This is a genomic window from Streptomyces sp. NPDC107581 (assembly GCF_055657175.1).
In genome coordinates this window covers 408,238-430,320 of the sequence record NZ_JBVKBH010000002.1, presented here as the reverse complement: position 1 = coordinate 430,320, position 22,083 = coordinate 408,238, and the positions used below count along the sequence as shown (strand labels likewise).

General features: G+C 72.9%; 19 protein-coding genes, 2 tRNA genes and 1 pseudogene. 6 read left to right on the top strand and 16 right to left on the bottom strand.

The window, feature by feature from the left end:
• Nucleotides 1-16 precede the first annotated feature (16 nt).
• Nucleotides 17-724, bottom strand: a complete 708-nt coding sequence (locus tag ACZ7P3_RS05460; protein WP_472079098.1) for a transketolase — start codon at nt 722-724, stop codon at nt 17-19.
• Nucleotides 725-849: 125 nt separating this feature from the next.
• Here ACZ7P3_RS05460 and ACZ7P3_RS05455 point away from each other — a divergent pair.
• Nucleotides 850-926, top strand: a tRNA-Pro gene (locus ACZ7P3_RS05455).
• Nucleotides 927-954: 28 nt separating this feature from the next.
• Here ACZ7P3_RS05455 and ACZ7P3_RS05450 read toward each other — a convergent pair.
• The 9 genes and pseudogenes from ACZ7P3_RS05450 to ACZ7P3_RS05410 form a co-directional block, all read right to left on the bottom strand.
• The gene (locus tag ACZ7P3_RS05450; protein WP_472079097.1) at nt 955-2,013 is read right to left on the bottom strand and encodes an MASE1 domain-containing protein; all 1,059 of its coding nucleotides are present in this window, start codon (nt 2,011-2,013) and stop codon (nt 955-957) included.
• 113 nt (nt 2,014-2,126) lie between these two features.
• Nucleotides 2,127-3,449 (bottom strand): PP2C family protein-serine/threonine phosphatase, encoded by a 1,323-nt coding sequence (locus ACZ7P3_RS05445; RefSeq protein WP_472079096.1) that lies wholly within the window; start codon nt 3,447-3,449, stop codon nt 2,127-2,129.
• 68 nt (nt 3,450-3,517) lie between these two features.
• Nucleotides 3,518-4,933 carry an amino acid permease gene (locus ACZ7P3_RS05440; RefSeq protein WP_472079095.1) on the bottom strand — a complete coding sequence of 472 codons (1,416 nt, stop codon included), beginning with the start codon at nt 4,931-4,933 and terminating at the stop codon, nt 3,518-3,520.
• Nucleotides 4,934-5,183: 250 nt separating this feature from the next.
• A complete protein-coding gene (locus ACZ7P3_RS05435; RefSeq protein ID WP_472079094.1) occupies nt 5,184-5,711 on the bottom strand; it encodes an NUDIX hydrolase family protein in 528 nt (175 codons plus the stop codon).
• A gap of 42 nt (nt 5,712-5,753) precedes the next feature.
• On the bottom strand, nt 5,754-6,911 hold the full coding sequence (locus tag ACZ7P3_RS05430; protein ID WP_472079093.1) for an amidohydrolase family protein: 1,158 nt from the start codon (nt 6,909-6,911) through the stop codon (nt 5,754-5,756).
• Between the two features lie 2 nt (nt 6,912-6,913).
• A complete protein-coding gene (locus tag ACZ7P3_RS05425) occupies nt 6,914-8,317 on the bottom strand; it encodes a type I glutamate--ammonia ligase (protein ID WP_472079092.1) in 1,404 nt (467 codons plus the stop codon).
• A 72-nt stretch (nt 8,318-8,389) separates the two neighbouring features.
• Entirely contained in the window at nt 8,390-9,361 is a 972-nt protein-coding gene (locus ACZ7P3_RS05420; RefSeq protein ID WP_472079091.1) for an SAM-dependent methyltransferase, read from the bottom strand.
• A gap of 177 nt (nt 9,362-9,538) precedes the next feature.
• The gene (locus tag ACZ7P3_RS05415; RefSeq protein ID WP_472079090.1) at nt 9,539-10,336 is read right to left on the bottom strand and encodes an SAM-dependent methyltransferase; all 798 of its coding nucleotides are present in this window, start codon (nt 10,334-10,336) and stop codon (nt 9,539-9,541) included.
• A gap of 360 nt (nt 10,337-10,696) precedes the next feature.
• Nucleotides 10,697-11,491 (bottom strand): annotated as a pseudogene (locus ACZ7P3_RS05410) (alpha/beta hydrolase); the annotation flags it as partial.
• Between the two features lie 156 nt (nt 11,492-11,647).
• Here ACZ7P3_RS05410 and ACZ7P3_RS05405 point away from each other — a divergent pair.
• The 4 genes from ACZ7P3_RS05405 to ACZ7P3_RS05390 all read left to right on the top strand — a co-directional run bounded on the left by ACZ7P3_RS05405 (nt 11,648) and on the right by ACZ7P3_RS05390 (nt 16,443).
• Nucleotides 11,648-12,835: a thiolase family protein gene (locus ACZ7P3_RS05405; protein ID WP_472079089.1), complete on the top strand. Its 1,188-nt coding sequence runs from the start codon at nt 11,648-11,650 to the stop codon at nt 12,833-12,835.
• A 74-nt stretch (nt 12,836-12,909) separates the two neighbouring features.
• On the top strand, nt 12,910-14,421 hold the full coding sequence (locus ACZ7P3_RS05400; protein WP_472079088.1) for a long-chain-fatty-acid--CoA ligase: 1,512 nt from the start codon (nt 12,910-12,912) through the stop codon (nt 14,419-14,421).
• A gap of 310 nt (nt 14,422-14,731) precedes the next feature.
• Nucleotides 14,732-15,505 carry a sulfite exporter TauE/SafE family protein gene (locus ACZ7P3_RS05395; protein WP_472079087.1) on the top strand — a complete coding sequence of 258 codons (774 nt, stop codon included), beginning with the start codon at nt 14,732-14,734 and terminating at the stop codon, nt 15,503-15,505.
• A gap of 191 nt (nt 15,506-15,696) precedes the next feature.
• Nucleotides 15,697-16,443 carry a cobalt-precorrin-6A reductase gene (locus ACZ7P3_RS05390; protein WP_472079086.1) on the top strand — a complete coding sequence of 249 codons (747 nt, stop codon included), beginning with the start codon at nt 15,697-15,699 and terminating at the stop codon, nt 16,441-16,443.
• A gap of 279 nt (nt 16,444-16,722) precedes the next feature.
• Here ACZ7P3_RS05390 and cobF read toward each other — a convergent pair whose 3' ends face one another.
• Complete coding sequence (cobF, locus tag ACZ7P3_RS05385) at nt 16,723-17,496, bottom strand: precorrin-6A synthase (deacetylating) (protein WP_472079085.1); 774 nt, start codon at nt 17,494-17,496, stop codon at nt 16,723-16,725.
• A gap of 66 nt (nt 17,497-17,562) precedes the next feature.
• The gene (locus ACZ7P3_RS05380) at nt 17,563-18,084 is read right to left on the bottom strand and encodes a DUF309 domain-containing protein (protein WP_472079084.1); all 522 of its coding nucleotides are present in this window, start codon (nt 18,082-18,084) and stop codon (nt 17,563-17,565) included.
• Nucleotides 18,085-18,188: 104 nt separating this feature from the next.
• On the opposite strand from ACZ7P3_RS05380, the gene ACZ7P3_RS05375 reads away from it, so the two are divergent.
• A tRNA-Pro gene (locus ACZ7P3_RS05375) sits at nt 18,189-18,262 on the top strand.
• A 218-nt stretch (nt 18,263-18,480) separates the two neighbouring features.
• Here ACZ7P3_RS05375 and ACZ7P3_RS05370 read toward each other — a convergent pair.
• The 4 genes from ACZ7P3_RS05370 to ACZ7P3_RS05355 form a co-directional block, all read right to left on the bottom strand.
• The gene (locus tag ACZ7P3_RS05370; protein ID WP_472079083.1) at nt 18,481-19,443 is read right to left on the bottom strand and encodes an agmatine deiminase family protein; all 963 of its coding nucleotides are present in this window, start codon (nt 19,441-19,443) and stop codon (nt 18,481-18,483) included.
• A 302-nt stretch (nt 19,444-19,745) separates the two neighbouring features.
• Nucleotides 19,746-20,537, bottom strand: a complete 792-nt coding sequence (locus ACZ7P3_RS05365) for an ABC transporter ATP-binding protein (protein ID WP_472079082.1) — start codon at nt 20,535-20,537, stop codon at nt 19,746-19,748.
• Complete coding sequence (locus ACZ7P3_RS05360; protein ID WP_472079081.1) at nt 20,530-21,192, bottom strand: oligopeptide/dipeptide ABC transporter ATP-binding protein; 663 nt, start codon at nt 21,190-21,192, stop codon at nt 20,530-20,532. The genes ACZ7P3_RS05365 and ACZ7P3_RS05360 overlap by 8 nt, the downstream gene beginning before the upstream one ends.
• A 169-nt stretch (nt 21,193-21,361) precedes the next feature.
• Nucleotides 21,362-21,943: a TetR/AcrR family transcriptional regulator gene (locus ACZ7P3_RS05355; protein ID WP_472079080.1), complete on the bottom strand. Its 582-nt coding sequence runs from the start codon at nt 21,941-21,943 to the stop codon at nt 21,362-21,364.
• Between the last annotated feature and the right edge of the window lie 140 nt (nt 21,944-22,083).

Here is a 22,083-nt window from a genome sequence, read left to right as displayed (position 1 = left end):
GGAGGAACGGGAGGGTTCAGGCGTTCTTGGGCTCGACGCGGGCGACGACCACGTGCGGACGTCCCGGATGCGGGGCGGTGAAAGCGCCGTACAGAGCCTCGTGGTCGCGCCCGTCGACGGTCACCGCGGACCAGCCGGCGGCCTCGAACCGGGCGGCGATCCCGCCGGGCCGGGTGTGGCTGGCGGAGGAGTTGTCGATCACGACGGTGTGCAGCCGTTCGAGCCCGGCGGGCCCGGCGAAGGCGATCGCCTCGTGGTTGCTGCCCTCGTCCAGCTCGGCGTCCCCGATCAGCACCCAGACGGCCGGCTCGTGCAGCCCCTGCGCCCGCAGCCCCAGCGCGGTGCCGACGCCGATCGGCAGTCCGTGCCCGAGCGACCCGCTGCCGATCTCGGCTCCCGGCACCAGCACCCGGTCGGGATGGTGCCCGAGCGGGGAGTCGTAGGCTCCGAAGCCCGGCAGCCACTCGACCGGTACGAATCCCTTGGCGGCCAGCACGGCGTAGTACGCCATCGGCCCGTGCCCCTTGCTCAGCAGGAACCGGTCCCGGGCGGGATCCTCCCTGCGCTCCGGCGTGACCCGGAGCACCCGGTCGTACAGCACCCACAGCGCGTCGAGCGTGGAGGTGGCCGCGGGTCCGTGCTTCTCGTCGCCCGTCATGAGCCCCATCAGCCGGGGCAGGTCCTCGTAGCCGGAGATGCGGCTGTCGTCCGCAGTGATCTTCATACGGACGATCGTGCAACCTCAACCAAACTTGAGGTCAACCCGGAAACGGGTGCGCGACCACCGACCCGAGTGCGGTAGAGTTTCCCTGCGCGTTTCGGCCAGGGAAACCCCAGGTCAAACGGCACCGGGACGTGGCGCAGCTTGGTAGCGCACTTGACTGGGGGTCAAGGGGTCGCAGGTTCAAATCCTGTCGTCCCGACCAGCTTCATTGCCGGTCGGAGGCCGTCTTCTCAGGAATGAGAGGGCGGCCTGTGTCGTGTCTGCGGGTCTCCCGCGCGCGGCTCTCCCTTCCCGTCCTCCCCGAAGGCCTTCCCGTCCTCCCCGAAGGGGAGCAGGGGGCGGTGGTCGCCGGTGGCGATCTTGGCCACCATCTCGGCGAGCTGTCCGCAGGCTCGCGCGATCTCCCGCTGGGTCTGGTTCCGCTCGCTGACGACGGTGGCGAGGAGCAGGGCGGTCAGCGCGGCGGACCCGTTGAACGCCTGCAGAGTGATCATCGCGGAGAGCAGGTCATGACTGGCGAACGGGCCTGAACCCTGGCCGGCGGCGATGATCGCAAAGGTCGACACGGCCAGGGCGCAGGGTGCGGATCCGGCCAGCTGGAAGCGGAAGGCCGCCCACATCAGCAGCGGGAAGCCGAGGAACATGAGCGGCGCGCGCCCGGTCTCGACGACACCCACCCCGACCGTGGCCGCCACCAGCAGCAGTGCCTCCGCCCACCGGGACGGCGGCACGCCTTTCGGCCGGCGCGCCGTGCGCAGGACGAGCAGGACCGGCGTGACCACCAGAACGCCCATGGCGTCGCCGGTCCACCACACCCACCACGTCGGCCAGAAGTCGGCGGTGCCCAGCACACCGGAGAGGACCAGGGTCGTGGTGCCCGTCGTCGCGCTGATCAGCATCCCGGTGAACGCACCGAGGAAGATCAGCACGAGTGCGTCCCGCAGACGGTCCAGTTCGTTCCGGAACCCCGTACGGCGCAGCAGTGCGTAGGAGCAGACGGGCGCGAGGGTGTTCCCCACCATGATCGCGAGCACGGCCGGGAGCGACGGCCCCAGCGAGACGTTGACCAGGAACGCGCCGAGTGCGATCCCGGGCCAGACCCGCGGACCGCGCAGGAGCAGGCTCGCCACCGCGATACCGCTCGGCGGCCACAGCGGGGTGACCTGGCCGCGGACCAGTTCCTGGAGCAGGCCCAGCTTGGCCGAGCCGAAGTACAGCGCGGCGATGACACAGCTCTCCAGGACGGCCGAGCCGCCGCGCCGGAGCCGTTCATGCCCCACGACACCCATCGGGCGACCTCCGTGTCGACATCGCCTCGAAGCCCATCATCCGTCGGATCCCCCGGATCCTCCACGCCACCGTTGAGCTGTGAGGCCGGCACCTCACGACAGGACGGCCGGGGTCAGCCCCGCGGGGTGCGCAGGGCGAGGATGGCCATGTCGTCGTGACCGTCGCTGGGGTGGTGGTCGGCCAGTGCCTGGACGAACTCCGGCAGGGGCAGGGCGGCATGCTCCGCGGCGAGCCGGGCGAGCTCGTCGAGGCTCTCGTCGATGGGGTGCCCGGGATGTTCGACGAGTCCGTCGGTGAAGAAGACCACGGTGGCGGCCGGGGGCAGGAGGCGGGAGTGGTCCGGGCGCGCCAGTCCGGTGTCGACGCCGAGCGGCAGTCCGGGCTCCGCGAGCAGGTACTCCACCCGGCGCTCAGGGGCGATCAGCAGCGGCGGGACATGGCCCGCGGTGCTCCAGCGCAGTCGCCAGCCCGATCCCTCCGGTTCGATGCGGGCCAGGGTCGTGGTCGTGACGGGATTGTTCGTGATCGCCTCCAGGGTCCGGTCGAGCTGGGCGAGGACCGCACTGGGCGGATCGCTCTGCTCGAACAGCAGGGCGCGCAGCATGTTGCGGGTGGAGGCCATGGCGGCCGCGGCCAGCAGGTCGTGGCCGACCACGTCGCCGATGACGACGGCCACCACATTGCCGGGCAGCGGGATGGCGTCGTACCAGTCCCCGCCGAGCTGGCTGGGCTCGGCAGCCGGCCGGTAGATGGCGGCGGCGGTGAACGGCCGCAGATCGGGCAGAGCGGGCAGGAGGAGCCGCTGGAACTGCTCGGCTCCGACGCGAATCCGTTCGAACAGACGCACGTTCTCGATCGCGATTCCGGCGGCGCCGGCCAGGGCGACGACCACGTTCTCGTCGTGGACGTCGAAGGGCTGTCCGTCGTGCCGCTCCGAGAGGTAGAGGTCACCGTAGATCTCGCCGCGCACGCTGATGGCGACGCCGAGCAGGGTGCGCAGGTGCGGGTGGCCGGCCGGGAACCCGGCGGAGGACGGATGGGCCGAGATGTCGTCGATCCGCAGGGGTTCCGGGTAGTGGATCAGATGGCCCAGGACACCCAGCCCCCGCGGCAGGCCGGTCTCGGCCAGATCGTCGCGTTCCCGCTCCGACAGGCCGGCCGTGATGAACTGCTCCAAGCGCTCTCCGGACTCGTTGAGCACGCCCAGCGCCCCGTAGCGGGCGTCGACCAGGTCCATGGCGGTGGTCACGATGCGGTGCAGCACCGCGGGCAGTTCCACCTCTCGGCTGATGGCCAGCACCGCGTCCAGCAGGCCCTGCAGCCGGTCCATGGAGGAGAGCAGCGAGCGCAATTGCTCGTCGATCCGGCCGAGCTCGGAGCGCAGGCGCAGATGCAGGTCGGGGAGATGCGGCTGCCTCGGCTGTCTCCCTTCCATTCCGGCCTCCTGACCCGAACCCGACGCCGGGACCACGGCGTGGCACGGCCGACGGGGACGGACGGCACTCACGCCACAGGCGGCACGCCTCGGGTTCGCTGTCGCCGGGCCGCCATGACCGCATACACAATGATCCCCACGAACAGGAACAGCACACCCTGGTAGACCGCCGCGTAGCCGGCGCCCGCGACGAGCCAGACGGAGAAGGCGGTCGCCACCGCGGTGACCACGGCGTCCCGCGCGAGCCGCGCCCGGTCGACCGTCCCGCCCTGGCCGGAGACGAGGTGGAAGACCTGTGCGGCGGTGGCCAGCAGGTACGGCACGGTGGCGGTGAACGTGGTGACCAGCACCAGGATCTCGAAGACCTTCGCCGAGCCCGACAGGTAGTTGTAGAGGGTGAGCAGCGAGGCGAGGACGACCGTGACGCCGACACCGACGGTGGGCACGCCCCGTCGCCGGCGTGCGAAGGCGGCGGGGAACAGTCCGTCCTGGGCCGCGGCGTAGGGGGTCTGGGCGCTGAGCAGCGTCCAGCCGTTCAGGCAGCCGGTCATCGACACGAGCGCGGCCAGTGCCACGGCCCAGCCGCCCCAGGTCCCGCCGAACATGGCGTTCACGGCGTCCGAGAAGGGTGCGGTCGAGGCCACCAGACGGTCGTGCGGGACCGTACCGAACACGGACAGCGTGCCCAGCAGGTACACGAGCGCCGCGCCGGCGGTGCCGATGACGGTGGCCCGCCCCACGTTGCGGCGGGCGTCCCTGACCTCGCCCGCGCTGACGGCGGCCGACTCCACGCCGAGGTAGGAGAAGAGCAGCAGGGCGGCGGAGGCGGACACCGCCCCGACGGCGCTGCCGCCGCCCGCGTTGAACGGTCCGAGCTTGGCCGGGTCGAAGAAGAACAGCCCGCCGATCGCGACGAGCAGCAGCGGGACGAACTTCAGCACGGTGGACACCAGCTGCACGGCGCCCACATAGCGGGTGCCCGCGAAGTTGGCGAGCGCGGGCAGCCACTGCAGGGTCAGCGCGGCCAGGCAGGCGCTCCAGCGGTGGTCGCCCACCGGGATCAGCACGTCGAGGTAGCCGACGGCGGCGACCGCGAGGGCCGCGTTCGACACCCAGGTGGTGATCCAGTACGCCCAGGCGGCCAGGAAGCCGGCGAAGTCCCCGAAGGCCTCGCGGGCGTAGACGTAGGGGCCGCCGGTGCGCGGATCGCGTTCGGCGAGCCGGCCGAAGACCAGGGCGAGGGCGATGGCGCCGGCGGTCAGGACGCCGAAGGCGACCAGGCTGACCGTGCCGTAGGGGGCGACCGAGGCCGGGAGCAGGAAGATGCCGCCACCGATGATGTTGCCCATGACCAGGGCGGTGGCGACGGGCAGTCCGAAACGGCGGGTGTGCCGGCCGGCGCCGCCCCGGGGGTCCTCGGGGGATTCGGTGCGGGCTCCCGGCGGGGCCGGAGCCGGCTTCGGGGCGGTCCCGGTGACGTGCATGGGGTGGTGCGCCTCTCATCAAACTGATGTTCCCGGGATCGCCGGGGCGAGGCCATGGTCGGGGATGCCCCGACCTGGCACCAAATCACCGGTTCTTGTTTCGTCGAGGCCGCCCGATGACGCAAGAACTGTTCCGCGGCGGGCGTTGCGCCGATGGATGTTCACCAGGTCCCGGCGTCCCGCCGCTCGGCGTCGAGGGGCGGGTGATGACGCGGGACGGGCGATGTCCGGCGCCGGCCGGGGCCGGGCGTCAGGACACGACGCCCACATGCGCGAGCGCCTGCTTCAGCAACGCGCCGTGCCCGCCCGGCATCTCGCCCTGCACGGCCGCCGAGGCGGCCTCCTGCGGGCTGAACCACACCAGGTCCAGGGCATCCTGCCGGGGCCGGCAGTCGCCGGTCACCGGGACGACGTAGGCGAGCGACACGGCGTGCTGGCGCGGGTCGTGGTACGCCGTGATGCCCGCGGTCGGGAAGTACTCCGCGACCGTGAACGGCTGCAGGGAGGCCGGCACCCGGGGCAGCGCGACCGGGCCGAGGTCCTTCTCCAGATGGCGCAGCAGGGCGTCACGGACCCGCTCGTGGTGCAGGACGCGGCCGGAGACCAGGGTCCGGCTGACCGTTCCGTCCGGGCCGATGCGCAGCAGCAGTCCGATGCTCGTGACTTCGCCGCTGTCGTCCACGCGCACGGGCACGGCCTCGACGTACAGGATCGGCATCCGGGCCCTGGCCATTTCCAGCTCGTCCGTGGTCAGCCAGCCGGGCGTGGTTTCGGTCATGTCAGACATTCCTTGATCATACTTTCCGGGTGGGGCGCTCGCTCAGTCGCGGGCCGGATCGTTTGCGGGCAGTCCGTACAGTCGGCGGGCGTTGTCGCGGCCCGTCCAGGCCGCGATGCGCAGGGCGTCGGGCAGGCTCAACTCATCGGCGTCCACCCGGGCTTGCAGCATTTCGGCCAGCCCCTGCCGGAAGGACAGCGCACCCAGGTGGTGGAACTCGGCCACACCATAGGCGTCGGAGCTGTACAGCAGTTTGCGGAACGGGGTGATCTCCAGGGCTTCCTCCAGCACCGCACGGGAGCGGGCCGGACCGGTGTAGTGCAGGGCCAGGCCGACGTCCAGGTGCACCTGCTCGAACACCGCGGCCAGGTAGGCCGCCTGGCGGTGGTACGGCCAGCAGTGCAGCAGCAGGACCGGGATCGTCCCGGCCGTCAGGTGCAGCCAGTCGGTGAGCAGGGCGGGATCGGCACGGTGCAGCCGTAGATCGGCGTCGCCGAACCCGGTGTGCAGCTGGAGGGGCAGGCCCAGGTCGACGGCCGTCCACAGCACGTGCCGGACCAGGACCGGATCGCTCAGGCGGCCGCCGCGCGCGAACCAGTCTCCGGCCGCCCTGTTCACCTCGGCGTCCGTGGGGCGCTCAGGGGCGAGGGCGAAGCCGGTGCGGTAGGCGGCCACCGATTTCACCGCGACCACACCCGGACGCCGTACGGCCTCCTCGGCCGCCGCCCGGAACCCGGCCGCGTACGCGCCCGCAGGCCCGCCCCGCGCGGCCACCGCCTCGGCGACCTGCTCCAGCCGTACGACCTCGAGGGCGGTGCTGCCGGAGGCCTCGGCCAGCTCGGCCAGCTCGGCCGGTGAGGTGAGGGGGTGCGGGGCGTACCCGGTGTCGACACAGAAGACCTCGGCCCTCGCGGCGGTCAGGAACCGCCGGCCGACCTCGCGCCAGCCCAGGGCGCCGCGGCGGGCGAGGTAGTCGGCGGGGGGAGCGTGCCGGGGCAGGTCCAGCAGGGGTGCGCAGTGGCGGCGTACGGCCACGCCGACCGGGCTGTCGAAGGGTGAGACACCGGGCCACGCCTCGCCCTCGGTGATCAGCGACTCGAACTGACCGGGTGCCAGGTCGGCCGTCACGGCGCCGTGGCAGTGGTGGTCGACCAGCGGCAGCGCGGCGAGCGCCTCGTGGACCGGGCCGGGGGCGGGCATCGTCAGTACGTCCAGCGGTAGGCGGCCGCCACCTGAGCGTCGTCCAGCCCGTCGACGGCCGCCGCCTCCCCGAGCCGTACGGCGGTGACCGCGTCCGCCAGGACCGGGCCCAGCGCGGCCCGCAGCACCGGATCGGCCCGGAACCTCTCGACCGCCCCGACCAGTGAGACGGGCAGGCGCTCCACCCCGAGGGCGGCGGCCTCCTGCGGGCCGTACCGGGCCGGGTCGCCGGTGATCTCCTGCGGCAGCGGCCGGGACGCCGTCATCCCGTCCAGCCCCGCGGCGATCACGCAGCCGAGCGCGAGATACGGGTTGGCGGCCAGGTCGACCGGCTTGACCTCCAGGTTCGCGCTCTGTTCCTGACGGCCTGCCGTGCCGGTGACGATCCGCAGCGCGGCCTCGCGGGTCTCCCGACCCCAGGCGGTGAACACCCCAGCCCACTGGGAGGGTTTGAGGCGCAGATAGCTGGCCGGGCTGGGCGCGGTCACCGCCGTCAGCGCGGGCAGGCGGGCGAGCACCCCGGCCGTGAACGACTCCGCCCCGGCCGTCATCCCGTAACGGCCCTCCCCGCCCGCGTGCAGGTTCACCCCGTCGCGCCAGCAGGACAGGTGCAGATGGCCGCCGTTGCCGACGCCCTCGGCCGACACCGCGGGTGCGAACGACACCCGCAGGCCGTGCCGCTGGGCCACCGCCCGGACCGTCTGCCGCACCAGCACGCTGCGGTCGGCCGCCGCCACCGGGTCCAGCGCGCCCACCGAGACCTCGAACTGGCCCGCCGCGTACTCGGGATGGATCTGGTCGACGTCCACGCCCTGTGCCGCGAACGCGGCGAGCAGGTCGGCGGTGCAGTCGCTCAGCTCCACCTGCCGGACCGCGCCGTAGGCCGGTCCGGAGACGGCGGGGACGAACTCCCCGCGGGGCGCCGAGCCGAGCCCGAAAACCCACTCGATCTCCACGGCCGCCTTGAAGGTGAGGCCGTGTCGTCCGGCGGCGTCCGCGACGACCCGGCGCAGGAAGGTCCTGGCACAGCCGGGGTGCCGCTCGCCCTCCTGCGTGATCCGGTCCACGGGCGCCCACGCCCAGCCGGGCTGCCCGGCGAGCGCCACCAGTTGGTCGAGGTCGGGGTAGAGCCTGAGGTCGCCGTCGGGGGTGCCGAGGACGTCGGTCGTGACGATCGAGTCGTCGGCCAGGAAGGTGTCGAACACCGGTGACATACCGACACCCCAGGCCACGGCCGCCTCCAGCCGGGCCGTGGGGATCGCCTTGACCCGGCCGACGCCCGCCGTGTCGACATACGCCAGGACGATGCCGTGCACCCCCTGGGCGGCCAGGTCCGCGGTGAGCTCGGCGGCCCGGGTCGGCTCGCCGGGGCGCCCGCCGGGCACCGGGTCGGCAAGGGTGGTCATACGTCCTCCTCGACGGGCTCGGCCCCGGCTGCCCGGGGTCGGGGGACGGGCTGTGCCGCCACGCGGTCGGGCTCAGGGTTTCACGGCCACCGCGCCGTACTGCGGGACCACGGCCGCGTCGGACCCGGCGCGCCACCGCGAGCAGGGCACCAGACCCGGCTCGACCAGCTCCAGACCGTCGAGGAACGAGGCGATGCCGGCCCGGCTGCGGGCGGTGATCGGCGGCGTGGCGTTGGCGTTCCAGAACTCCATCGCGGCGATGTTGCCCTCGCCGCCCGCCTCGGCGTCGAAGGTCGGGTGGGTGAGCACCAGATGGCTGCCGGAGGGCACCGCCGCCATGAGCCGTCGCACGATGTCCCGGGCCTGCTCGGTGTCCAGGACGAAGTTGAGGATGCCCAGCATCATCACCGCGACCGGCCGGTCCAGGTCGAGGGTCTCGGCGGCGCGCTGGACGATGGCGTCCGGGTCGTGCACATCGGCGTCGATGTAGTCGGTGACGCCCTCGGGGGAGCTGGTGAGCAGCGAACGGGCGTGCACGAGCACGATCGGGTCGTTGTCGACGTACACGATCCGCGACTCGGGCGCGATCCGCTGGGCGATCTCGTGGGTGTTGTCCTCCGTCGGCAGCCCGGTGCCGACGTCGAGGAACTGCCGTATCCCCTGCTCGGCGGCGAGGAAGCGCACCGCCCGGCCCAGGAAGTCCCGGTCCGCGCGGGCCACGGCGCGGATCACCGGGAACATCCCGGCGACGTGCTCGCCGACCCGCTGGTCGACCTCGTAGTTGTCCTTGCCGCCGATCCAGTAGTTCCAGACCCGCGCGTTGTGCGCCACGGAGGTGTTCGGCCTCGCCGGCCCGGCCGTCGGGAACTGGTCCTCGTTCACGTCGCCGCCCTTCTCCCGTGTGGTTGTCCGCAGATCATTGTGCCGTCGCCCGATCGCGCTGTCCCGGCAGACGCGCAGCGGCCTCCGGCGCGAGCCGGGCATCTCGCCCGCGCAGACCGCGGTGTTCGGCGAGTACCCCGACGATCCGTGGATGCTCGACACGCCGCCGCACGGTTCTTCATCACGTCCGACGCCCACCCGGAGATCGCCCGGGGCGCCGCCGTCGCGCGCCGTCCGGCAACGTGAACGGGGTGCTGTGCACGATCGCCCCGGTGACGGGGTTGCGGCCGGACGGTGTCGCCCGGCTCCCCCTGGCGCGGGCGCTGCGGGCCGTGACGGCTACTTGAGGCCCACGCCGCCGTAGAGCGAGACCGGGCCGTCCCCGTCGGCCGCGTCCTCGCGCCGCCAGTCCGCGATCGACACGATCCCCGGCTCCAGCAGCCTGAGTCCCTCGAAGAACGTGCCCACTTCGGCGTGCGAGCGGGCCACCAGCGTCACCCCGCCGGCGGCGTACGCGTCGATGCCCCTGCGGACGTTCTCCGGTTCGAAGTCGGCCGTCATCGTCGACAGCACCAGACAGCTGCCCGGGGCCAGCGCGTCGACCAGCGTGGTGACCAGGTCGTGGGCGCCGTCCGCGTCGGCGACGAAGTGCAGCAGGGCGATCAGGGACAGGGCGACGGGACGGTCGAAGTCCAGGATTCCCCGCGCCCGTTCGAGGATGGCGTGCGGATCGCGGGCGTCGGCCTGGACGTACTCGGTGACGCCCTCGGGGGTGCCGCGCAGCAGTGCGCCCGCGTGTGCCAGCACGATCGGGTCGTTGTCGACGTAGACGACCCGCGCCTGCGGTGCGACGGACTGGGCGATCTGGTGCAGATTGGGCTCGGTCGGGATGCCGGTGCCGATGTCGAGGAACTGACGGATGCCCGTCTCCTCGGCCAGCGCGCGCGTGGCCCGGCGCATGAACGCGCGGTTGGCGAGGGCGGCGCGCGGGGCGCCCTGGTCGATCGCCGTGATCTGCCGGCCAAGCTGCTCGTCGACGGGGTAGTTGTCCTTGCCGCCGAGGAACCAGTCGTACACCCTGGCCGGATGCGGCCGGGTGGTGTCGATCGTGCGCCCGGCCGGATCGGTCCCCGTCACGTGCTGCTCCTCCGCTCGGCTGGCCCCCGTACCGATCAGGGGACGCGCGTGCAGTCTGACACGATCATGCCATGTGGCGCAGACGGTCTTCGGCCACGTGCCGAACGGCGTGCGGTCGACGGGCCGGCGACGTCACCGTGAGGTCAACGGATCTTACCTCTGGCCGAGTTGGACGACTTCCTCACCCGCCGTTACGCCGGTGGATGCCGCGGGGCCGATGGGCGCGGCGGGGCTGGTGGACTCCGCGGGGACGATGGACTCCGCGGGGCCGATGGGCGCCGCGGCGGTGCTGGACTCCGCGGGGCCGACGGGTGTTGCGGTGCCGGCGGATGCCGCGGGGGCGCCCGGGTGACCGGCCGGCCGGGGGAGTGCCGCGTCGAGGAAGCGGATCACCTCCGCGAAGACGTCCGCCCTGTTCGTCTCGTGGAACACCTCGTGCCGCGCCCCGGCGAAGATCCGCTCGGCCGGCCGGCCGCCGCTGAGCCGCTCCACTCCCACCCGGCTCCCGGACAGCGGCACCAGCCGGTCGTCGTCCCCGTGCAGCCACAGCAGCGGCAGCGGGCCGACGTCGCCGCCCGCGGCGACCGACTCCAGGGTTCGTACGAACGCCTGGAGCGTCGGCCGCTTCATCGGCCCGTGCCAGACCAGCGGGTCGGCGGCGTACGCGGCGCCCACGGCGGGGTCCCGGGAGAGCGCGGCCGGGCTGATCGGGGTGTCCGGGATCTCGTCCAGGGCGAGCAGCCGTCCGGGCAGCTCCCAGACCCCGATCACCGGCCCGGACAGGACGAGCGCGCTCAACGCGCCGTCGTGGCGCTGGGCGTAGCGGGCCGCGATCAGCCCGCCCATGGAGTGGCCGACCGTGACGAGCGGCAGGCCGGGGTGCGCGGCACGGGCGAGGTCCGCGACGGCGTGCACATCGTTGACGACGTCCTCGAAGTCCTCGATCACCACCCGCTCACCGGCGGACCTTCCGTGCCCGACGTGATCGGGCCCGTACACGGCGGCTCCGTGCCCGGTGAGCAGCTTCGCCAGTGCGTCGTACCGACCCGCGTGCTCGCCGTAGCCGTGCACCACGAGGGCCAGGTAGCGCGGGTCGGGGTGCGGCCATTCGCGTACGGCGATACCGCCGAGGGTGTGCTCGCGGACGTGAGACATGTCTCCTCCGGCTGCCTGGGTGAAGGTTCGATGGGATCTTCCCAGGGAGCCGGACGGAGGTCTATAGTCCAAAACTAGCAGTGCTAATTAAGCGCCGCTCCGGAACAAACCCAGGTCCGTGCTGATCCACAGCGTCGTCGGTCAGGAGTCCCAGCCGTGCGTCCCGTCCACTTCGCGGCCGCCCGCCGCACCCCCATCGGCAAGCTGCGCGGCGCCCTGTCCGCCGTCCGGCCCGACGACCTGGCGGCGACCGTGATCCGCCGTCTGGTGGCCGACATTCCCGCCCTGGACCCGGCCCGCATCGACGACGTCTACTGGGGCGCCGCCAACCAGGCGGGCGAGGACAACCGCAACGTCGCCCGGATGGCCGCGCTGCTGGCCGGCTTGCCCGAGTCCGTACCCGGCGCCACCGTCAACCGGCTGTGCGCCTCCGGCCTGGAAGCGGTCACCACGGCCGCACGCACCATCGCCGCGGGAGAAGCCGACATCGTGCTCGCGGGCGGCTCCGAGTCGATGAGCCGCGCCCCCTTCGTGCTGCCCCGCCCCGACGAGGCCCTGCCGCACCGCATCGAGACCCACGACACCCGCCTCGGCTGGCGCCTGGTCAACCCGGCCATGAAGGACCTGCACGGCCTGCTGTCCATGGGCGAGACGGCCGAGGAGGTCGCCGAGCGGTACGGCATCTCCCGCGTCCGGCAGGACGAGTTCGCGCTGCGCAGCCACCAACGGGCCGCCTCGGCACGCAAGAACGGGCACTTCGACGACGAACTCCTGCCCGTGGAGGGCCCCGACGGCATCCTGTTCGAGCAGGACGAGTGCGTTCGCGAGGACACCTCGCTGGAGAAGCTGTCCCGCCTCAAGCCGGTCTTCCGCGCGGGGGGCACGGTCACGGCGGGCAACGCCTCCCCGATGAACGACGGCGCGGCCGGGCTCCTGCTGGTCAGCGAGGAGGCCCTGAACGAGCTGGGCCTGGAATCCCTCGGCCGCTACGTCGCCGGCGCCTCGGCGGGCGTCCACCCCGACGTGATGGGCATCGGCCCCGTCCCCGCCACCCGCAGGGTCCTGGCCCGGACCGGCTGGGCGATCGGCGACCTGCAAGAGGCCGAGTTCAACGAGGCGTTCGCCGCCCAGGCCCTGGCCAGCGTCGACCAGCTCGGCATCGATCCCGACCTGGTCAACCCCTCCGGCGGCGCGATCGCCCTGGGCCACCCGCTCGGCTGCTCGGGCGCCCGCATCCTCACCACCCTGCTGCACCGCATGCGGCGCACCGGGGCGCAGCGTGGGCTCGCCACCATGTGCGTGGGAGTGGGCCAGGGGAGCGCACTGCTGGTCGAGAGGCACTGACAGCTGTTCAACGGGGGCTCCCCGCAAGGGGATCCGGTAGCACGAGCCGCAGCAAGGAAACGGAGCATCACTCCATGGCAACCCTGTCCGTCGCCGCCATCCTCGCCGAGAACGCCCGGCGCCGCCCCCAGAAGACGGCTCTGGTCGAAGGCGATCTGCGGCTGTCCTTCGAGGAGGTGTGGCGCAGCTCCCTCGCCCAGGCCGGAGCGCTCACCGGGCTGGGCGTACGGCCGGGGGACCGGGTCGCCCTGATGGCACCCAACACCGCAGGGTTCCCGGTCGCCTACTACGCGATCGCCGCGGCGGGCGGGGTCGTCGTCCCCGTGCACCTGCTGCTCTCGGCGAACGAGGTCGAGCACGTGCTGCGGGACAGCGGTGCCACGCTGCTGCTCGTGCACCCGGCGCAGGCGGAGACGGGACGAGCCGCCGCCGACGCCCTCGGCGTCCGTGTGGTCACCCTCGGCGAGGAGTTCGACCGGCTCGCGGCCGACGCCGAGCCACTGCCCTCGTACGTCACCCGCACCGCCGACGACCCGGCGGTGATCTTCTACACCAGCGGCACGACCGGCGTCCCCAAGGGCGCCGTGCTCAGCCACTTCAACCTGGTGATGAACGCGACCGTCAACGCCTTCGACGCCAACGACATCCGCGCCGACGACATCGCCCTCGGCGCACTGCCCCTGTTCCACGCCTTCGGCCAGACGGTGTCGCTCAACTCCACCTGGCGGGCGGGCGCGACGCTCGTCCTGCTGCCCCGCTTCGACGCGGCCCGCGCCATCGAACTGATGGTCAAGGAGGGCGTGAACACCTTCCACGGCGTGCCGACGATGTTCGTGTCCCTCGCCGCGGCCGCCGCGGACGCCGACGCGCTGCCCGAGCTGCGCGTGTGCATCTCCGGCGGGGCCTCGCTTCCGGTGGCCGTGCTGGAGCGGTTCGAGGCCGCGTTCGGCGCACGGATCTACGAGGGGTACGGGCTGTCGGAGACCTCGCCGACCGCCACCGTCAACCAGCCTGCCTTCGGAACGCGCGCCGGCACCATCGGGCACCCGCTGTGGGGCATCGACGTGGAGATCGCCCGTGCCGAGGCGGAGGACCGGATCGAACTGCTGCCCCCCGGCGAGCTGGGCGAGGTCGTCATCCGCGGCCACAACGTCTTCTCCGGCTACCTCGGCCGTCCCGAGGCCACCGCGCAGGCCCTGGTCGACGGCTGGTTCCGCACCGGGGACCTGGGCACCAAGGACGAGGAGGGCTTCCTCAGGATCGTCGACCGCAAGAAGGACATCATCATCCGCGGCGGCTTCAACGTGTACCCGCGGGAGGTCGAGGAGGTCCTGATGCGCCACCCGGGCATCGCCCAGGTCGCCGTCATCGGCCTGCCCGACGAGCTGCACGGCGAGGAGGTGTGCGCGGTCGTCGTACCGGCCCAGGGCAGCGCCCCCGACGCCGTCGGCATCACCGCGTGGTCCAAGGAGCACCTGGGCCGGCACAAGTACCCGCGCCGCGTGGAGTTCGCGGACGCGCTGCCGCTCGGCCCGAGCATGAAGGTGCTCAAGCGGGAGCTGCGCACCCGCTACACGGGCCGCTGAGGCGTCCCGTGAGCCGCCGCCGAGGTGCCCGCGAGCCGCAGTTGAGGTGCGTGAGCTTCTGCTGAGGTGCGCCAGTGAGCCGCAGTTGAGGTGCGTGAGCTGCTGCTGAGGTGCGCCAGTGAGTCGCCGTTGAGGTGCGTGAGCCGCGGCTGAGGTGGCCGTGAGCCGCGGTCGAGATGTCCCCGTGAACCTGCCGTTGCGGCGCCCCGTGAACCCGTCGTCGTGGCGGGTCCCGGGAACCGGCCGTGAGGACCGCCCTGCGAGACGGTCCTTACGCCGGCGGATGCGTGCGCATACCATCGGTCCCCGCATGAACACGATGACGCTCTGGCACATATCCGGCTGGGAGTTCGCCGCCCTCGCCTTCGCGGCCCTGCTCGTGGGCTTCTCCAAGACCGCAGTCAGCGGGGCCAACACGGTCAGCCTCGCGATCTTCGCGGCCGTCCTGCCCGCACGCGCTTCCACCGGCGTGCTGCTGCCGGTCCTGATCGCGGGCGACGTGCTCGCCGTGCTCACCTACCGGCGGCACGCCCACTGGCCCACGCTCTGGCGGCTGTTCCCGGCGGTGGCGGCCGGCGTGGTGGCCGGCACGCTGTTCCTGATGTGGGCCGACGACGGGGTCGTACGTACCTCGATCGGCGCGATCCTGCTGCTGATGGCCGGTGTCACGCTGTGGCGGCGGCGCCGGGCCGAGGCGGGGGACGAGCCGGACGCGGTCACCAGCCGGGCGGGCCGGATGAAGGCCCGCTCGTACGGCGTCCTCGGGGGGTTCACGACGATGGTCGCCAACGCGGGCGGGCCGGTGATGTCGATGTATCTCCTTTCGGCGGGCTTCCGGAAGCTCGGATTCCTGGGCACGTCGGCGTTCTTCTTCCTCATCGTGAACGTGGCCAAGGTGCCCTTCAGCGCCGGACTCGGGCTGATCGACGGCCGTTCACTGCTGCTCGACGCGGCGCTCGCCGTGTTCGTCGTGCCCGGTGCGCTGTTCGGCAGATGGGCCGTGAACAAGATCAACCAGCGGCTGTTCGAGCAGCTGGTGATCGCCGCGACGATCGTGGGCGGCGCACAGCTCCTCCTGCGCTAGCCAGCCCCTGCAGCCCGGGGAGGTCCGCGAAGGAGTCCAGCGCGTGGTCCGGGCCGCCGCCGGCCCGCTCCACCGCCCCGGGCCGCAACCCGCCGGTGTGCACCGGCACCCCGGCGATGCCGAGCAGCACGACCTCCGGTACGCCGGCACCCGGGTCCCGGCACCTCAGGACATCCCCTACGCTCGCCCTCATGTCCCCGCACGTCCTGATCCTCGGCGGAACGACCGAGGCCCGCCGCCTCGCCGCCGATCTCGCCGCCCGCCCCTGCATGCGGGTCACCACCTCCCTGGCGGGCCGGGTGACGCGGCCGGGAGCGGTGGACGGCGAGGTGCGGACCGGCGGCTTCGGCGGCGCGGAGGGCCTCGCCGACTGGCTGCGCACGCACCGCGTCGACGCCCTGGTCGACGCCACGCACCCGTTCGCCGAGACGATCACGGCGAACGCGGCCCGCGCGGCGACGGCCGCCCGCGTCCCCGCGATCGTCCTGCGCCGCCCCGGCTGGTGCCCCGGCCCCGGCGACCGGTGGTACGAGGCCGACTCCCTGGCCGCGGCCGCGGAGACCCTGCCGGGCCTGGGCCGCCGGGTGTTCCTCAGCACCGGGCGCCTCGGCCTCGCCGCCTTCGCCCACCTGAAGGACCTGCACTTCGTCGTACGGTCGGTGGAACCGCCCGAGCCGCCCCTGCCGCCGGACACCGAAGTGGTCCTTGCACGCGGCCCGTTCCGCCTCGCCGACGAGAGGGAGTTGCTGCGCGCCCACCGGATCGAGGTGCTGGTGACCAAGGACAGCGGCGGCGAGGCGACCTCCCCGAAGCTGACGGCAGCACGGGAACTGGGCCTGCCCGTGGTCCTCGTACGACGGCCGGCGCTGCCGGAGGGCGTCACGGCGGTACCGGACGTGGCGGGCGTACTGGACCGGCTGGGCCTCGACGCTCCATGACCGCGGGCGACCCGTCCCCACGGGCGGTTCGTGAACGCGGCGGTCGCGCACGGGCGGTCCGTGAACGTGGCCGTCCCACACGGACTGCCCGCCAGCGCGGGCGTCGCACACGGGCGGTCCGTGAACGTGGCCGTCCCACACGGACTGCCCGCCAGCGCGGGCGTCGCACACGGCCGGTCCGTCAACGCACTCGTCCCGCACGAGTGGACCGCCCACGCGTCCGCGGCCCGTATGCACGGCGGTCCGGCGCGGTGCCGCCCGGTTTCCGTCGAGCGCCGGTCAGGCCTCCTCGGGGTGCCGGCGCAGCAGATATGTGTCCATGATCCACCCCTTGCGCTCGCGTGCCTCGGCGCGCACCCGCTCGATACGCGGGCCGGCCTCGCCGATCGGTCCGGACACGAGGATCTCGTCCGGGGTGCCGATGTACGCGCCCCAGTAGATGTCGATGTCCTGGTCGGCGTACTGCCGGAAGGCCTGGTGCGCGTCCAGCATCACGACCACGTCGTCCACGCCGTCCGGAAAGCCCTCGGCCAGCCGCCGCCCGGTGGTGATCTGCACCGGCCGGGCGACCCGGTTCAGCCCCGTGCGATGCCGGGCGACCAGCGCGGAGACGCTGCTGATGCCGGGCACCACGTCATGGGTGAACTCCACAGCGCCCCGCGCCAGCACCTCCTCCAGGATCCCCAGCGTGCTGTCGTACAGCGACGGGTCCCCCCACACCAGGAAGGCGCCGGTACCGTCCTCGCCCAGCTCCTCGGCGATCAGCCGCTCGTAGATCCCGGCGCGGGCGCTCCGCCAGTCCTCGACGGCCGGCGAGTACGACGCCCCGCCCGCCTTTCTGTCCCGGTCCGGATCGCGGGCCTCCACCACCCGGTACGACCCCTCGGGCAGGTGTGCGTCCAGGATGTCCCGGCGCAGCTGGGTCAGATCGCTCTTCACCTCGCCCTTGCCGAGCAGGAAGAACACGTCCGTGCCGCGCAGCGCCCGGACGGCCTGCAGGGTCAGCTGCTCGGGGTCGCCCGCGCCGATACCGATGACATGAATCTTTCGCACGCCCCGAGTCTGCCCCATGCCACTGACAGTGCCTCCACCGCCTCCGCAGGCCCGCGACGACTCCGTTCAGGGTCCGAGGCGGGGCGCCTCGGCCGCCGCGTCGACGGGCCCGGACCCGTCGTCCACCCGCCCGGCCAGCTCCCGCGCCCACCGGGCGAGATCGGCGAGATCCATCCCGTACGGCCGGTCCTCGCCCCGCTCGGCGGCCCAGTCCTCGACCGCGCCCGCACCGCGGCGCAGCAGCCGCGCCCCGCCGGCGGCATTGCCCCGGGCCGCGTGCGTGAGCCCCACCGCCAGCTGGGCCAGCCCCCGCCACAGCGTCCGCTCGGCCGCCGGGCCCGACTTCCAGGCGTCCTCGAACACCTCGTGTGCGTGGAAGGGCCTGCCCGCGTCCAGCAGCTCCTGCGCCTGGGCGACCGTCTCCCGCGGGGTCCGTACGACCCCCTCCGGCTGCCGCGCGACACCCTCCGACCCGTACGGCAGTGGCCGCCCGAGGCCGTCCCGCGGCCGGGCGTTGCGCGCCCGCCCTTCCACGTCCCGGTCCCGGCCGCCGGCCGGCCGCTGAGCCGCTGCCCCTGTGTCTCCCATACGACCGATTGTCACCCGCACCGCCCGGCCCTTTTCGGTGCACCCCCGCCGGTGGGGTAAAGTTCTGTTCGCGCGATCACGTGGGTCACCGCGAGTGAGTGCATCGGGACGTGGCGCAGCTTGGTAGCGCACTTGACTGGGGGTCAAGGGGTCGCAGGTTCAAATCCTGTCGTCCCGACTTGCGAAGTGCAGGTCAGAGGCCGTTTCGGAGAGATCCGAAACGGCCTTTCGAGCGTTTTCGGGGGACCGGTCGGGGACCGGCGCACCCCATCGCGCCGAAGCACACCCCCTGACCCGGCCGAGGTGCGCCCACGGTTCGTCGGCGTGTGCACCTTCCGTCGTCCGCGCGCCGGTGCCCGCCCGGTCACGTCCGTCCGGCGAAGGCCGTGCCGCTGCTCAGGCGAGCGGCTGCTGCTGGGTGACGCAGTGGATTCCGCCGCCTCCCGTCCCCAGCCGGTCGATGTCGAGCTGCTGGACGACTCGGCCGGGGTAGAGGCCGGCCAGGGCCGCCTTGGCCGCCGCGTCGGCCCGCGTGTCGCCGAACTGCCCGCAGACGACCGCGCCGTTGCACACGTAGAAGTTGGCGTAGGAGGCGAGGAAACCGGGGTTCCTGGAGCGGATCCTTCCGTAGTCGGGCCCCTGGAGCGCCGTCACACCCATGGGGCTACCGGTGCCGGTCGTCGCCTGCACGAGGATCTGGTACTGCCGGCGTGCGTCCTTCGCCCAGGCGTCGTCGTCCGACGCGAGGGGCATCTGCACCGGTGCCTCGCCCAGGGCGAGGAAGCGTGACGTGGCGTCGACGTGGTCGTCGGTGATGTCCTGCCCCTTCACACCGTCGAACCAGATGACCTCGCTCGCGCCGTAGGCGGCGCACATGGCCTCCTCGAGCTGCCCCTGCGACATCCCGGAGTTGCGGTTGCGGTTGAGCAGGCTGCTCCGGGTCGCCATCAGGGTCCCGGAGCCGTCCTGTTCGATGGCACCGCCCTCACCGGTGAAGCCGGCGCGGGTGAACGGCACGTCCAGGTAGCCGGCGATCCCTTCGGCGACGCGCGCGTCCCTGGCGTGGGTCTGTTTGTTCCCCCAGCCGTTGAAGTCGAGGCCCACCGCGTCGAGGCCGCCCGCGCCGTCGGTACGGAAGACGGGCCCGGTGTCCCGCATCCAGCAGTCGTCGACGGGGACGGACGTGATGACGGTGACCGCCGAGCCGCACAACGAGCGTGCCGCGGCCGCGCTCCCCGGGTTGGCGCACATGACGACCGGCTCGTACCGGGCGATGGTGCGGGCTATCAGCGCGATGTCCGACTGGACCCCGCCGAGTGCGCCTCGGCCCCAGATGGCGGTGCTGTCCGGCCACGCCATCCACGTGCGGGGCGTGGCGGACGTCCTCGGCGGGGACACGGCTTGCGGTGGTCGCGGTGGTCGCGGTGGTCGCGGTGGTCGCGGTGGCCGCGGTGCCGCGGGACGGGGCTGCGCCGGCGCGTCCCTGCGTCAGCGCGAGGGCGGCGCCCGCCGCGGTGAGCCCGGTGGCGGCCAGGAATCCGCGCCTGCTCGGGCCTGTTCCGGAAGGCGTGCCCATGATGCCTCTGTTCACGTGTGTGCCTCCTGTTGCGGGGTCCCGCGGACGGTCCGTGGGACGTAGGGGGTGCGGCGGTGACGGGGCGTCACAGCGCGCGGCGGGCCGCGGCGATCTGCTCGGGGTTCCAGCCGGGGCGCGGCACGGAGTCCAGGAGCAGGCGGGTGTAGGGATGGCGGGGCGCGGTGAGCACCGCGGTGGTGGGACCCTCTTCGACGACGCTTCCGTGCCGCATGACCATGACGTTGTCGGTGACGCTCGCGACCACCGCGAGGTCGTGGGTGATGAACAGGTAGCCGACGGAGGTGTGTTCGCGGATGTCGGTGAGCAGGTTGAGGATCTGTGCCTGCACCGATACGTCGAGGGCGGCGACGGCTTCGTCCAGCACGAGCACGGCGGGCTCGACCGCGAGGGCGATGGCCACACGCTGGCGCTGGCCGCCCGAGAGCCGGCGGGGCAGGGCGTCGGCGGCGCGGAGGCCGAGTCCCACCTGGTCGAGGAGCTGACGTACCTGGCGGGTGTGGTCGGCCCCGGGGAAGTACAGCCGCAGGGTCTCGCGCAGGACCGCCTCGACGCTCAGCCTCGGGTCGAGGGAGAGATAGGGGTCCTGGAAGACCATCTGCACCTCGCGAGCGCGGGCGAGACGGGCGGCGCGTCCGCGTACGCGCGCCGTTCTGGGGCGTCCGTCGACCAGGACCCGGCCGTCGTCGGCGTGTTCCAGCCCGACGACGATGCGGGCGGTGGTGGTCTTTCCGGAGCCCGACTCGCCCACGATGCCGAGGGATCCGCCCCGGGGCAGGGAGAAGGACACCCCGTCCACGGCCCGTACGGCACCGAATGCGCGAGTGAGGTTCACGGCCTCCAGAACGGGCTCAGGCATCGGCGGGGCTCCTTTCGACGTGCAGGCCGTGATGACAGGCGAAGCTGTGGTCGGGACGGCCGGGCGCGGTGGTCGGTGCCGGCGCCCGCCGGTGGCAGATCTCGGTCGCCGACGGACAGCGAGGGACGAACGGACAGCCCGTCAGTGCCGTGCGCAGGTCCGGGGGCCGGCCCTCGATGGCGGCGAGGCGGCGTCCGGGGGCGTCGAGCCGGGGCGTGGAGGCGAGCAGGGCTGCCGTGTACGGGTGTCCGGGCCGTGCGAACAGCACGGTCGCGGGGCCGGTTTCGGCGATGCGTCCGGCGTACATGACGTAGACGCGGTCGCTGATGGCCGCCGCCGGGTCGAGGTCGTGGGTGACGAAGAGCATTCCCGTGCCGAAGCGCTCCCGCAGCCGGGTGAGAAGGGCGATGACCTCGGCCTGGGTGGTGACGTCGAGGGCCGTGGTCGGCTCGTCGGCGAGCAGCAGCGCGGGGCTGCCCATGAGCGCGGCCGCGATCATCACGCGCTGGAGCATGCCGCCCGACACCTGGCCGGGGTACCGGTGCAGGGCGGACGCGTCCACGCCGACCTCTCGCAGCAGTTCGGCCGCCCGGGCGGTCGCGTGTGAGGGGGACGCAGGGCGCGACGGTGTGCGGGCCGAACGGCGAAGGGCCACCGGCGTCAGAGGCCGCGCAGCCCGCAGCGGCGGGACCGTCGTGAGGGAGTGCTGCGGATGCCCGGCGTGCCAGGTCGTCGGCCGGGTCGTCGGCCGGGGCGGTGGGCGGAGAGGCGATCGGGGATACGGCCGCGGCGACGGGCGTGTTCGGCGCCCCGCGCCGTCCGCCCTACTGCGGGTTCAGAGCGGCGAGTTCGGTCTCGATGGCACCCTGCATCAGGACCCGGGCGTGATCGACCCGGATGCCGCCGCTGAGCCAGCGCATGCTCAGCCCTTCCAGGAGGGCGGTGAGCCGCTCGGCGGCGGAGGCCAGGGCGGACGCGGATGCCATCGGCTGCACCTGCCCCAGGAGGGCGGCGACCTCTTGCACCCAGACCAGCGTTGCCCTGGCGAGATCCTCACGCAGAACCGGGTCGAACACGGCGCTCGCCCGCAGCTCACCCCAGGCCGAGCTGTTCTCCCGCACCTCCTGGGTGTCCTGCAGCTCCAGCAGCAGGATCTGCTCCAGCTCTTCGCGGGGTCCGAGCGGCTCCGCGTCGGGGTCACGGGCGGTGGTGTAACGCTCCGCCCGGTCGTTGATGTACTCCAGCGTATGGCGCAGAATTCCGGTGCGGTCCTTGAAGTGGTAGTAGATCAGGCCCGTGGACACACCGGCCTCGGCGGCCAGTTCCTCCACGCGGAGCCCGCGGACTCCGCGCCGAGCGATCAACCGTGCCGCCGCTTCGAGGATCTGTGTTGTGCGAGACGCCATGACGATGAACCCTATCCGGCCCGTCGCCGGCGCCGTCTCCGGACCGTCGCCGACCGGTCCCGGACCGTCGCGGCAGCGCCCGGTGGCACCGTGCCCGGCGTCGGGCGGTCCACAGCCGCCTCGGCACGGCGGACCGTGCC